The sequence below is a fragment of the Catellatospora tritici genome (assembly GCF_019083965.1).
Classification (GTDB): domain Bacteria; phylum Actinomycetota; class Actinomycetes; order Mycobacteriales; family Micromonosporaceae; genus Catellatospora; species Catellatospora tritici.
Genome location: NZ_JAHRCY010000001.1, coordinates 86,791 through 98,989 on the forward strand (window position 1 = coordinate 86,791; position 12,199 = coordinate 98,989).

At 72.0% G+C, this 12,199-nt stretch carries 12 protein-coding genes; all 12 read right to left on the bottom strand.

The window, feature by feature from the left end:
* Positions 1–157: 157 nt before the first annotated feature.
* Positions 158–427, bottom strand: coding sequence for a 30S ribosomal protein S15 (gene rpsO, locus KUA19_RS00375; protein WP_217393671.1), 270 nt, complete (start codon positions 425–427; stop codon positions 158–160).
* Between the two features lie 160 nt (positions 428–587).
* Positions 588–1,523 (bottom strand): bifunctional riboflavin kinase/FAD synthetase, encoded by a 936-nt coding sequence (locus KUA19_RS00380; protein WP_217393673.1) that lies wholly within the window; start codon positions 1,521–1,523, stop codon positions 588–590.
* Positions 1,523–2,365: a tRNA pseudouridine(55) synthase TruB gene (gene truB, locus KUA19_RS00385; RefSeq protein WP_217394629.1), complete on the bottom strand. Its 843-nt coding sequence runs from the start codon at positions 2,363–2,365 to the stop codon at positions 1,523–1,525. The genes KUA19_RS00380 and truB overlap by 1 nt, the downstream gene beginning before the upstream one ends.
* A gap of 77 nt (positions 2,366–2,442) precedes the next feature.
* On the bottom strand, positions 2,443–3,825 hold the full coding sequence (locus tag KUA19_RS00390) for an MATE family efflux transporter (RefSeq protein ID WP_372451738.1): 1,383 nt from the start codon (positions 3,823–3,825) through the stop codon (positions 2,443–2,445).
* Between the two features lie 19 nt (positions 3,826–3,844).
* Positions 3,845–4,564, bottom strand: coding sequence for a hypothetical protein (locus tag KUA19_RS00395; protein ID WP_217393677.1), 720 nt, complete (start codon positions 4,562–4,564; stop codon positions 3,845–3,847).
* A 648-nt stretch (positions 4,565–5,212) separates the two neighbouring features.
* Positions 5,213–5,431: a DUF6186 family protein gene (locus KUA19_RS00400; protein WP_217393679.1), complete on the bottom strand. Its 219-nt coding sequence runs from the start codon at positions 5,429–5,431 to the stop codon at positions 5,213–5,215.
* Positions 5,428–5,835: a hypothetical protein gene (locus tag KUA19_RS00405; RefSeq protein ID WP_217393681.1), complete on the bottom strand. Its 408-nt coding sequence runs from the start codon at positions 5,833–5,835 to the stop codon at positions 5,428–5,430. The genes KUA19_RS00400 and KUA19_RS00405 overlap by 4 nt, the downstream gene beginning before the upstream one ends.
* Positions 5,836–5,898: 63 nt before the next feature.
* Positions 5,899–6,936, bottom strand: a complete 1,038-nt coding sequence (locus KUA19_RS00410; protein ID WP_308167253.1) for a DHH family phosphoesterase — start codon at positions 6,934–6,936, stop codon at positions 5,899–5,901.
* On the bottom strand, positions 6,933–7,415 hold the full coding sequence (rbfA, locus tag KUA19_RS00415) for a 30S ribosome-binding factor RbfA (protein WP_217393683.1): 483 nt from the start codon (positions 7,413–7,415) through the stop codon (positions 6,933–6,935). Before rbfA ends, KUA19_RS00410 begins: the two co-directional genes overlap by 4 nt.
* Positions 7,416–7,557: 142 nt before the next feature.
* Positions 7,558–7,851 carry a DUF503 domain-containing protein gene (locus tag KUA19_RS00420; RefSeq protein ID WP_217393685.1) on the bottom strand — a complete coding sequence of 98 codons (294 nt, stop codon included), beginning with the start codon at positions 7,849–7,851 and terminating at the stop codon, positions 7,558–7,560.
* A 21-nt stretch (positions 7,852–7,872) separates the two neighbouring features.
* On the bottom strand, positions 7,873–8,889 hold the full coding sequence (locus tag KUA19_RS00425) for a TRM11 family SAM-dependent methyltransferase (RefSeq protein ID WP_217393687.1): 1,017 nt from the start codon (positions 8,887–8,889) through the stop codon (positions 7,873–7,875).
* 88 nt (positions 8,890–8,977) lie between these two features.
* The gene (infB, locus tag KUA19_RS00430) at positions 8,978–12,091 is read right to left on the bottom strand and encodes a translation initiation factor IF-2 (protein ID WP_217393689.1); all 3,114 of its coding nucleotides are present in this window, start codon (positions 12,089–12,091) and stop codon (positions 8,978–8,980) included.
* Between the last annotated feature and the right edge of the window lie 108 nt (positions 12,092–12,199).

Genomic DNA, 12,199 nt, shown 5'->3' on the forward strand with positions numbered 1-12,199 from the left:
ACCCCGGGTTGACAGTCGGTCTTCGATCGAAGCGCCCGGAGTGTGACTCCGGACACCACTACCGAGGACCGACCCGGTTCACCCGACGAGCGGGTGACGTGCCTTCTTCTGGGTTAAGCATCGGGGGAGCGACACTGGCGCCGCTCCCCCGGTTCGTCTATCGGCGCAGGCCGAGGCGCTCGATGAGCGCACGGTAGCGGGCGATGTCCGACTTCGAGAGGTACGCCAGCAGCCGCTTGCGGCGACCGACCAGCAGCAGCAGACCACGACGGCTGTGGTGGTCGTGCTTGTGCACCTTCAGGTGCTCGGTCAGATCCTGGATCCGCTTGGTCAGCACGGCCACCTGGACCTCCGGCGAACCGGTGTCACCCTCGGTGGTCGCGTAGTCCGTCATGATCTGGGTCTTGACAGTAGCGTCGAGCGCCATGTTCTCCCTAACTGTGGGTCTTCCTAGCCACCCTGGCAGCCCGCGGCGTCGAGCAGGCATACCTGGGTCCACGCCGGTGACCCGGCGTTGGTACCACGTTACCAGTTGGTGCCGATGCACCCCGCCGGTATACGGAATGCGCGTTTCCCCGGCGAACCCGCTAGGGCGCGGGCACCCCCAGCACGGCGCGGGTGCGCAGGACGTCGTCCTCGATCGCGGCGATCAGGGACTCGATGCCGTCGAACTTGAGCGTCGGCCGCAGATGGCTGACGAAGTCCAGGGCCAGGCGTTCGCCGTACAGGTCGCCGGAGAAGTCGAGCACGTACGCCTCGACCCGGCGGTCCTGGCCGGAGAAGGTCGGGTTGGTGCCGATGGAGACGGCGGCGGGCAGCCGCTCGTTGCCGCGCACCAGCCAGCAGGCGTAGACCCCGTCGGCGGGCACCGCGGCGTACTTGGCCGTGAACAGGTTCGCCGTCGGGAACCCGAGCTGGCGGCCGCGCTGGTCACCGCGTACGACCACGCCCTCCAGCCGGTGCGGACGTCCCAGCACCGCCGCGGCGGCCTCGACGTCGCCCGCGTCGACGCAGGCCCGCACGTAGGTCGAGGAGAACACCGTGCCGTCGCCGGTGACCAGCGGCGCGGACTCGACCGCGAACCCGAACGTGCGGCCGAGCTTGCTCAGCAACTCCACGTCGCCGGCGGCCTTGTGCCCGAACCGGAAGTTCTCCCCCACCACCACCAGCGCGGTGTGCAGGTGCTCGACCAGCATGTCGTGCACGAACCGGTCCGCCGACAGCTTGGAGAACTCCAGGGTGAACGGCTGCACGCACAGCACGTCCACGCCCAGGCCCTCGATCAGCTCGGCCTTGCGCAGCGGCGGGGTCAGCACGGCCGGGTGCGAGCCGGGCCGCACCACCTCGGACGGGTGCGGGTCGAAGGTCACCACGACGGCGGGCAGGCCCAGGTCACGGGCGCGCTTGACCGCGTGCCCGATGGTCTGCTGGTGCCCGGAGTGCACGCCGTCGAAGACGCCGATGGTGACCACCGAGCGGCCCCAGCCGCCGGGTGCCGCGTCGAACCCACGCCACCGCTGCATCACTGCTCGCCTCCCACCAGAACGATCTCGGCCCGCGCCTTGCCGTCGCGCTCGGACATGACCGCGAGCGCCGCGCCGTCGGGACCCACCACACCGTACGGCCCGGTCTGGCCGGTCGCGGGCAGCGGCCCGCCATGGGAGACGGTCTTGGCGGCGTCGGCGTCGACCGTGCGCACGGGCATGGCCCGACCCAGGGCCTGCGCCAGCGGCAGCGCCACCGGGTCGGCCAGCTCCGCGAGCTGTTCCAGGGTGTACGACTCAGCCAGCGTGAACCCGCCCACCGCGCTGCGCCGCAGCGCGGTCAGGTGCCCGCCGACGCCCAGCCCCGCCCCGAGATCGCGGGCGATGGCCCGGATGTAGGTGCCCGACGAGCAGGCCACCTCCACCTCGACATCGATCACGTCATCGACCGCCGTGATGTTCAGCACGTCGATGCGCGAGATGGTCACCCGGCGGGCGGGCAGCTCGACCTGCTCGCCCTGCCGCACCCGGTGGTACGACCGCACCCCGTTCACCTTGATCGCGCTCACCGCCGACGGCACCTGGTCGACCGCCCCGGTCTGCGCGGCCAGCCCGGCCCGGATCCGCTCCTCGGTGATGTGCCCGGCGGGCGTCGTGGCCGTCACGTCCCCTTCGGCGTCGTCGGTGACCGTGGTCTGCCCGAGCCGGATCGTGCCCCGGTAGACCTTGTCCGTGCCGACCACGTACGTCAGCAGCCGGGTGGCCCGGCCCACGCCGAGCACCAGCACCCCGGTCGCCATCGGGTCCAGGGTGCCGCCGTGGCCGACCTTGCGGGTGCCCGCGATCCGGCGCACCTTCGCCACCACGTCGTGCGAGGTCATGCCCGGGGCCTTGTCCACCACGATCAGGCCGTCGGTCACCGGCCGGGAGTTCTTCGCGCTGCTCACAGCCGACCAGCCTACGGCTGGGGCGAAGGGGTGACCGGGCTGGGCACGGCGCTCGGCACCGCGCTGGGCACCGCGCTGGGCACCGCCCAGTGACCCGTGCGCAGCCGCAGCAGCAGCGCCACCAGCCGCACCATTAGGAACAGGGTCAACCCGGCCCACACCCCGCTCAGCCCCAGCTCGAACGCGTACGCGGCCCAGGTCATCGGCAGGAACCCGGCCAGCGCCGCCACGATGGTCAGGTTGCGCAGGTACGTCACGTCGCCTGCGCCGATCATCACCCCGTCGAGCGCGAACACGATGCCGCCCATCGGCAGCAGCAGCGCGAACCACGGCCAGATCAGCGCGGACTGGGCCCATACCGCAGGATCGTCGGTGAACAGGGCGGGCAGCACCGCCACGCCCGCCCCGAGCACGACGGCGAACGCGACCCCGCACCACCAGCCCAGCCAGGTGATCTGGCGGGCGGTGCGCCGGGCCCGCGCCGCGTCGCCCGCGCCCAACTCCGCCCCGACCAGCGACTGGGCCGCGATCGCCACCGAGTCGAGCACCAGCGCGGTGAAGAACCACAGCTGCAGCGCCACCTGGTGCGCGGCCAGCGCCGCGGCGCCGAACCGGGCCGCGACCGCGGCCGCCGACAGGAAGCAGGCTTGGAACGCCGCCCCCCGCACGATCAGGTCACGGCTGACGGCGAGCTGGTGACGCAGCAGGTCGGGCCGGGGCGCCAGCGGCACCCGCTCCACCACCAACGCGCGCACGAACAGCAGCCCGGAGACTGTCTGCGCGGTCACGTTGGCCACGGCCGAGCCGACCAGGCCCCAGCCGAGGCCGTACACCAGCAGCGGGCACAGCACGGCCGAGGCGAGGTTGGCGCCGAGCACGTAGTACAGCGGGCGGCGGGTGTCCTGCACACCACGCATCCAGCCGTTTCCGGCCAGCGCGAGCAGAATGAACGGGGCGCCCAGCACGGCCACCCGCAACCACAGCTCCGCCTCGCGGGCCACCTCGGCCGCGTCGGGGCCGCCACCGGCCAGCACCCGGGCCAGTGGTCCGGCCGCCAACTGGGTGGTCACAAGCAGGGCCAAGCCGGTCAGCAGCGCGAGCCAGGACGCCTGCACGCCCTCGGCGACCGCGCCGGGGCGGTCGCCCGCGCCGAAGCGGCGGGCCGCGCGGCCCGTGGTCCCGTACGCGAGCACGTTGCCGAGCCAGACGGCCAGGCCGAGCAGGGTGCCCGCCAGGCCGAGCGCGGCCAGCGACACCTTGCCGAGATGCCCCACCACGGCCGTGTCGACCAGCACGTACAGCGGTTCGGCCGCGAGCACCACCAGCGCGGGCAGCGCCAGCGCCGCGATCCTGCGGTATCCGCTCACGGCAGCCGCGCTGTGATTCACGGCCACCGCCTGGTGCTCAGCGCGCTCATGCCGGGGAAGGGTACGCCGCCAGACGCCGGGCCAGCTCAGCGGAGGTGCCGATGGCGGTGCGGTCGTGCGGCACGGTGCGGTAGTGCTCGATGAGGTACGCCAGGAAGCCCGGCTCCACCTCCAGCGGGTCGACCCGCACCCGCAGCACGTCCTCGCGGCCGCCGGGGCGGCTCAGTGCCAGGTGCAGTTCCCGGGGCTGCTCGGGGGTCCACACCACACCGGTCAGCCACGGCCAGGCGATGTCCACCCGGCGCAGCCGGCGCACGGTGAGCTTGTCGTGGTGCAGGGTCACCCGGCGCGGCCGGAAGACGATCAGGGCGGCCAGGAGCACCATCACGATCGCGGCGCCGTACTCGGCCGGATCATCGGCGGTCCCCGCGAGACAGAGCAGCAGGACCGCCCCGGCGTAGAGCGTGGGCCGGTCGGCGGCGCTGAAGCCGGGCGGGCGGCCGTGCAGGCCCAGCCCCGTCGGCATCCGCACCTGCCGCACCCGGGCCGCCGTGATCAGGAAGGCAGCCAGGAGCAGCAGGGCGATCAGGGCGATGCCGACGTCGGCGGTCCAGCCCGTCCGGGCGGGGGCCGAGCGGACCCACAGGGCGGTGGCGATCAGGCCGACCAGGCCGTAGAGCCAGGCGCAGCGGCCGAGTGCCCGTTCCTGCAGGCGCAACCGCGAGATCAGGGTCGCGGCAGCGGGTTCGTCGATCGAGATCGGCACGCCGACAGCGTAGACGGACGGGGTGCCGTGGTGTGGACCCTCGCCTACTGGCGGGTGTCCATCGAGGTCTGCAGGGCGCGGCGCGCCTGCTCGCGGTCGTCCTCGGTGGGCTGCGGCTGCGGCTTCTTCGACGTGGGCATGAGAGCGATCCTTTGCGAGAAAACGGGTCAGCTTGGGTGACAGCCCAGGGTCCGTGCCGGGTGCACGCCGTGGTCCGTCCTTTAGCCGCCGCCGTCCTCGGGATCGCCGAGCCGTGCCGGTGGTGACTCCTCGCGCCGAGCCGGTCATGGTGAACCGGAAGTGACGCTCAGACAAAACTATCGTTCAGTTCCACATCCTGCACGCACGTTCCCACATCACGGAATCGCGTTTCCGACTCTGCGCACTTCAGGAGTTGCTGAACGGGCAATCAGTCGGAAATGTCCTTTCCGCGATCCGTCACACCCCCACCACCCTCGCCTCGCCCATCCCGCCCTGCCCGGCCCGGGGTCACACCCAAGATCACTTCATGTTGCCGGGCAATCGGGGGAAAGAGTGCCCAAGATACGCACGATTGCCCGGCAACTTAAGTGATCTTGGCGAACCGACCGGTGGCGGGCCGAGCGGGTCAGCGGCGGGGCGACGGGGTCAGCGGGGAGCCGGCGGGGGTCAACGGGCGAGGAAGTGCCAGCCGAGCCAGAACCAGAACAGGAGGATGGCCAGGCGGCCCACCGGCAGGCCGCCGACGTCGTACCGCATGACCAGGGCGGCCACGTCGCCGAGCGTGGGGATGCGGGAACCGGGGCGGCGGGCGGCCCACTCCACCGCGGCCAGTGCCAGCCCGGACAGGAGGAACCCGGCGATGACCAGGGTTCGACTGAGGGTCATCGCCGCACCAGCCCCCAGAAGGCGCACAGCCAGCCGAAGTAGGCCAGCGCGCGGGCCGGGTATCCGTCCAGCACCGGATCGGCCAGCAGGGACAGGGTCGGGTAGGCGTTGGTCGAGCCCATGCCGAAGGTGAACACCTCGACCACGACGAAGATCGCGAGGGGCAGCAGCCACCAGACCACCCCGGGCAGCAGCCCGGACGGCGCGGCCCGGCGCGGCAGGCGAGACGACATCCCGGCCACGAGCATGCCCCCGCCAAGCGCCAGCACATACAGGTTGGCGGCCAGTGAGAACGAGGGCAGCAGCCCGCCGATGAGCGACAGCGGTACGAACACCGGCAGCATCACGTGCGCCCGCGCCCAGGGCCGCGTCGGTTCGACGACTACCTCGGGCGGTGTCTCCATGCTCCCGATTGTGCCCCGATGACCGGTGTGCCGGGGAGCCTTTCCGCCCGAGACGTGCGGCTGTCAGTCCTGCTCGGCCAGGCGCTCCCGGACCGCTGAGATGACCTCGGCGGCCGTGCCGCGTCCGGTGAAGCCCGCCGCGAGCCGGTGCCCGCCGCCGCCCAGCGCCACCGCGATCAGGCTGACGTCGGCGCCGCCCTTGCTGCGCATCGACACCGCCCACTCGGCCGGGGCGACCTGCTTGAGCAGCAGGGCCACGTCCGCCTCGGCGGTGCAGCGCACCGAGTCGATCAGCGCCTCCAGCACGTATGGCGGCTGCTCGTGTTTGGCCAGGTCGTCCAGGGTGGCCACGGCGATGACGAGGCCGCGCCCGCCCGCGGCGGCCGGGTCGAGCTCAGCCCGGCCCAGCACCTCCCCGAACAGGCGGATCGCCCCGAACGGGCGGTTGTCGAAGATCCGACGGGAGATCTCGCCGACACCGATGCCGGTGGCGACCAGCCGGGCCGCCAGCTCGTGCACCTCGGGCGTGGTCAGGTCGAACTTGAACGAGCCGGTGTCGGTGACCAGCGCGATGTACAGGCACTCGGCGATGCCCCGGTCGAGCGTCACGCCGAGGCGCCGCAGCAGTTCGGCGGCGACCACGGAGGTGGCCGCGGCGTACGGGTCGACCAGCGACACCTTGCCGAACCCGGTGTTGGAGGCGTGGTGGTCGAGCACCACGCTCGCCTCGGCTGTCTCCAACCGGTCGACGAGTGAGCCCAGGCGCCCCTCACTCGCGGCGTCGAAGGTGACCAGCAGGTCGGGGGCCGGGTCGGCCTCGGACTCGGGGACGAGCAGGTCCATCGCGGGCATGTGCAGCGGTGCGGGCACGGTCAGCGGCCCGGGGAAGGTGCACTGCAGCGACTCGACGCCGAGCTGTCGCAGCCCCTGGGCGAAGCCGAGCATGCTGCCCAGCGCGTCGCCGTCGGGGTTGACGTGGCAGACCAGCAGCACGCGGGCGCCGGGCCGCAGCCCGGTCCGGACCGCCGCGACCGCGGCGTCCCAGTCCTGTTCCGAGGGCCGGCGCGACACCGCCGCGCCGGCCGGTTCCGTAGCGATCACCGCTGAGCCGCCGCGGGCAGCGCAGACTCCTCCTCGTCGTCCTGCGCCTCGTCCTCGTCGTCCTCATCCACCCGGTACGGCTGGGCGTCCCCGGCGTACTCCGCCCCGGCGGCCAGCGTCTGCACCTGGGCGTCGCGCTGCTTGGCCTCGGCCAGCAGGTCGTCGATGTGCTTCACGTGCTCCTGCACGTCGTCGGAGACGAAGGCCAGCGACGGCGAGTGGCGCAGGCCCAGGGCCCGGCCGACCACGCCGCGCAGCATGCCCTTGGCGCTCTCCAGCGCGGCGGCCGTGCCCGCCTGGGCCTCGGCGTCACCGAGCACGGTGTAGAAGACGGTCGCCTCCCGCAGGTCGGCGGTGATCCGGGCGTCGGTGATCGTGATCATGCCGAGCCTGGGGTCCTTGACCTGGGTGCGTACCGCGGAAGCCACCAGCTCCCGCACTCGTTCGGCGTGCTTGCGCACCTTTGCCGGATCACCCATCACGTCACCTCCGCGACCGACGACCGCACCCGTGACTCAACGTCGGCCCAGTTGCCGCCCGCCGAGCCCCGAGCAGGGTCGAAACCAACACCATGACACTACCTGCCCTACCCGAACCCCCGCTCGGTCGCACATGGGCGACCTAGTCGTCGTCGCCGTACCAGCGCCGCTTGACCGAGACGACCTCCACCTCGGGGCGGTTGACCACGAGCCGCTCGCAGCGGTCGAGGATCTCGGTGACGTGGGCCGGGTCGGCCGCGACCACGGCCACCCCGATCTCGGTGCGGCCGTGCAACTCCAGTGCGCCGACCTCGGCGACCGCGACCTCGAACTTCTTCAGCGCCGCGATGATCGGGCGCACGTATGAGCGCTTCTCCTTCAGCGACCGGGAGTCACCCGGCAGCAGCAGGTCGAAGACGGATGTTCCGGTATGCACGAGCCGGAAGCGTACGCGAGATCACACCTTGCGGGCCACCAGAATGTCGCGGTTGATGCCCTGGTCGACCCGGTGCTCGAAGCCCTCGTAGTCGACGGCCTCCAGTCCGTTCTCCTCCAGCAGGTCCAACGCGTCCTCGCGCGGGGCGACGTGGGTGTTCCACGACATGCCCAGCGCGCCGCCGGGGCGCAGTAGCGCCACCCAGCCGGGCAGCGACTCCTCCAGCAGCTCCTGCGGCCCGCGCGCGAGCCCCTTGCCGGTACGGCTGCCGTGCACCACCCCGTACGGCAGGTCGGCCACGATCACGTCGGCGGAGTTGCCCTTGAGCAGGCCCTTGGTGGCGGTGGTGTCGGCTTCCAGCAGGGCCACGTGCTGCGGCTGGTCGCGCACGTCGCCGATGCGGGCGTCGAAGCGCCGCCCGAGCCGCTTGCCCTCGCGGCGCAGCGGCGTGACCTCGGCGGTGTGCTTGATCCGCTTGCGCTTGAGCCAGGTCTTCAGGAACGCCGAGTACGCCTCGACGTCCTTGCCGTCCAGCTCGATGCCGACCGCGTCCCAGCCGTACATCAGGGCCTGGTTGAGCGTGGTGCCCCGGCCCGCCACCGGGTCCAGCACGGTGAACCGGCGGGTGAGCAGCTGATCGGCCCAGCTGGTGGCCAGCACGGTCACGTTGAGCAGCAGCTTGGTGAAGTGTTCGTTGGTCTTGCCCGCGTACTTCTGGATCGTGATCAGGTCGTCGTCGAACCGGTCCAGGCCCGGCCGCCCGACCGGGCGGAACAGGTCGTCCCCGGTGACCTCGAACAGCGCGTACCCGGAGGACAGGTTCGCCAGCAGGCGCAGGTCGTCGTCGGACAGCGGGCCACCCTCGGTCTCGAAGACCAGGTATGGCAGCCCGGCGAACTCGACCGTCTCGGCCGGTTCCAGCCGCCCGTCCATTGCCCGCTCGCCGAACACGGACAGCTCGGCGGCGACCAGGTCGGGTGCGGACTGCGCGTACACCCTGTTCGCCGATGGTGCCGTCAGCAGTGCGTATCTGGCCATCTGCCCTCCTCGAACCCAGTATCAGGGCAGCATGCCCCGGACATGGCCAGGCGGCCGGTGCTGTCGCACCGGCCGCCTGGGTTGAGCCTTACGCGCGGGGCTTCTCCCGCATCTCGAAGGTCTCGATGACGTCGCCGACCTGCAGGTTGCCGTAGCCACCCAGGGTCAGACCGCACTCGAAGCCCTCGCGGACCTCGGTCGCGTCGTCCTTGAACCGCTTGAGCGAGGTGATCGAGGCGTGCTCCGCCACGACCGTGCCGTCGCGGACCACCCGGGCCTTGGCGTTGCGCCGCAGCAGACCGGACCGCACGAGGCAACCGGCGATGAGACCCACCTTGGACGAACGGAAGACCTCGCGGACCTCCGCCGAACCCAGGGCGACCTCCTCGAACTCCGGCTTGAGCATGCCCTTGAGGGCCGCCTCGATCTCGTCGATGGCCTGGTAGATGACCGTGTAGTAACGGATCTCCACGCCGACGCGGTCGGCCAGGTCGCGAGCCTGGTCCATCGGGCGCACGTTGAAGCCGATGATGATCGCGGTCGAGTTCGCCGAGGCGGACGCCAGGTTGACGTCGTTCTCGGTGATCGCGCCGACGCCACGGTGGATGATCCGAAGCTGGATCTCCTCCGGGATCGGCAGCTTGACCAGCGCGTCCTCGAGGGCTTCCACGGAACCGGAGACGTCGCCCTTGATGATCAGGTCGAGCGAGGTGCGCTCGCCCTCCTTGATCTTCTCGAGCAGGTTCTCCAGCGTCGCCCGGCCGCGCAGGCTCGCCTGCTCGGCCGCCCGCTTGCGGGCCTGGCGCTGCTCGGCGATCTGGCGCACCGTACGGTCGTCGTCGGCGGCCAGGAAGGTGTCACCCGCACCCGGCACCGCGGTCAGACCGAGCACCATGACCGGACGGGCCGGACCCGCGAAGGCGAGCGGGTTGCCGTTCTCGTCCAGCATCGCCCGGACGCGACCGTAGGCGTTGCCCGCCACGATCGAGTCGCCGACGTTGAGCGTGCCCTTCTGCACCAGGACCGTCGCCACCGGACCACGGCCCTTGTCGAGCCGGGCCTCGATGGCCAGACCCTGGGCGTGACCGTCGATCGGAGCGGTCAGCTCCAGCGACGCGTCCGCGGTCAGCAGCACCGCCTCCAGGAGGCCGTCGATGTTGAGACGGCTCTTGGCGGAGATGTCGACGAACATGGTGTCGCCGCCGTACTCCTCGGCGACCAGGCCGTACTCGGTCAGCTGCTGACGCACCTTGCCGGGGTTGGCCTCGGGCTTGTCGATCTTGTTGACCGCCACCACGATCGGCACGTCGGCCGCCTTGGCGTGGTTGAGCGCCTCGATCGTCTGCGGCATGACGCCGTCATCGGCCGCGACGACCAGCACCACGATGTCGGTGGCCTGGGCACCACGGGCACGCATGGCGGTGAACGCCTCGTGACCCGGGGTGTCGATGAACGTGATCGCGCGGTCTTCACCGTCGTGCTCGACGTGCACCTGGTACGCACCGATGTGCTGGGTGATGCCACCGGCCTCGCCCTCGACCACGTTCGCCGACCGGATCGCGTCCAGCAGCTTGGTCTTACCGTGGTCGACGTGACCCATGACGGTCACCACGGGCGGCCGGCTGACCAGACGCTCCTCGTCGACGTCGGCGTCGAGGTCGATGTTGAACCGGGCCAGCAGCTCGCGGTCCTCGTCCTCGGGGCTGACGATCTGCACCTCGAAGCCGAGGTGCGCACCCAGCAGCAGCAGGGTGTCGTCGGTGCACGACTGGGTCGCCGTCACCATCTCGCCCAGGTTGAACATCTCCTGGACGAGCGAGCCCGGGTTGGCGTTGATCCGGTCCGCGAAGTCCGACAGCGAGGCACCGCGCGGCAGCCGGATCGCCTGACCCTGACCACGCGGCGCGCCCGAACTCATCGTGGGCGCGGACAGGTTGTCGAACTCTTGACGCCGCTGCTTCTTCGACTTGCGGCCGCGCGACTTGCCGCCGCCACGACCGAAGGCACCTGCGGCGCCGCCGCCACGACCGCGACCACCCGCGCCGCCGCCACCGGGACGACCCGCGCCGCCCGCCGGCGGAGCACCGGTGCCACCACCGGGGCCACCGCGGTAGCCGCCGCCGGCGCCAGGAGCGCCGCCGCCGGGACGGAAGCCGGTGCCGGCACCGCCGCCACCAGGACCGCCACGGAAGCCACCGCCACCGCCGCCGCCACCGGGACCGCCGCGGAAGCCACCGCCGCCGCCACCGGGACGACCCGCGCCGCCACCGGGACGACCGGCACCGCCACCAGGGCCACCCGGACGGGCCGGGCGCTGGCTGGGCATGGAGGCCGGGTTGGGCCGCGGCGGCATCGAGGCCGGGCTGGGCCGAGGCGGCATGGACGCCGGGTTCGGCCGGGGCATGCCCGCCGGGGACGGACGCGACGGGGCCGCGCCGCCCGACGAGATGCCGAACGGGTTGTTGCCGCCGCTGCGCGGCGGACGGTTGCCACCCGGGGCGCCGGGACGGCCCTCACGGCCGCCGCCCTCGCCACGCGGGCCGACCGGACGGTCGCCACGGTCGCGGTCGCGACCACCCTCGGGGCGCGGCCCACCGGGGCCGGCGGGACGCCCGTCCCGACGGTCGCCACCAGGCGCGCCAGGACGCCCGGCCGGGGCTCCCGGACGGGCTCCGCCGGCCGCGGACGAACCGGGCCGGGGCGGCATGAAGCTGGGCTTGGGGCCGTCGCCGCGAGGCGAGTCCTCGCGCTGGCTGCGAGCAGCCTGCTGGGCCGCGCGTGCGGCCTCCTGCTCGGCCTTGAGCGCCGAGGCACGCGCCTCGGCTGCCGCGACCTCGATGTCGTGGGCGCTGGCCGGTTTGGTCACCGGCGTCGGCGGCACCATCGACACGGGCGGCTTCGGCTTCATCACCGAAGGCGCCGCCGCGGGCTTCTTGGGGGGCGCCGGCCTGGCCGTCACCCGGGGTTCGTTCGCGGTCGCCGCTGTGGTCGCCGCCGGGGCCGGTGCCGAATGCGACGAGCTCGGGGCGGAACCCCCGGAGCCGGCCGCGAAGGCGTTCTTCAGCCGTCGGGCGACGGGAGCTTCCACGGTGCTCGACGCGGTCTTGACGAACTCGCCCATCTCCTTGAGTTTGGCGAGAACGTCCTTACTCTCGACGCCGAGCTCCTTCGCAAGCTCGTGTACGCGGGCCTTGCCTGCCACTGCACTCCTCACTCCGAGGTCGCGCGGGCAGTGACCCGCCACGACCTCACTTGTGCACTTGAAGCCTGATCATTTCAGTGACTTCATCGTGTGCCCATGTCGGTAGTC

Bases quoted from the DNA above. Each gene is read 5' to 3' on its own strand.
- rbfA (WP_217393683.1), bottom strand. From the start codon at position 7,415: ATGGGTGATCCGGCAAAGGTGCGCAAGCACGCCGAACGAGTGCGGGAG.
- rpsO (WP_217393671.1), bottom strand. From the start codon at position 427: ATGGCGCTCGACGCTACTGTCAAGACCCAGATCATGACGGACTACGCG.
- KUA19_RS00405 (WP_217393681.1), bottom strand. From the start codon at position 5,835: ATGGAGACACCGCCCGAGGTAGTCGTCGAACCGACGCGGCCCTGGGCG.
- KUA19_RS00400 (WP_217393679.1), bottom strand. From the start codon at position 5,431: ATGACCCTCAGTCGAACCCTGGTCATCGCCGGGTTCCTCCTGTCCGGG.
- KUA19_RS00425 (WP_217393687.1), bottom strand. From the start codon at position 8,889: ATGGCCAGATACGCACTGCTGACGGCACCATCGGCGAACAGGGTGTAC.
- truB (WP_217394629.1), bottom strand. From the start codon at position 2,365: ATGACCTCGCACGACGTGGTGGCGAAGGTGCGCCGGATCGCGGGCACC.
- KUA19_RS00380 (WP_217393673.1), bottom strand. From the start codon at position 1,523: ATGCAGCGGTGGCGTGGGTTCGACGCGGCACCCGGCGGCTGGGGCCGC.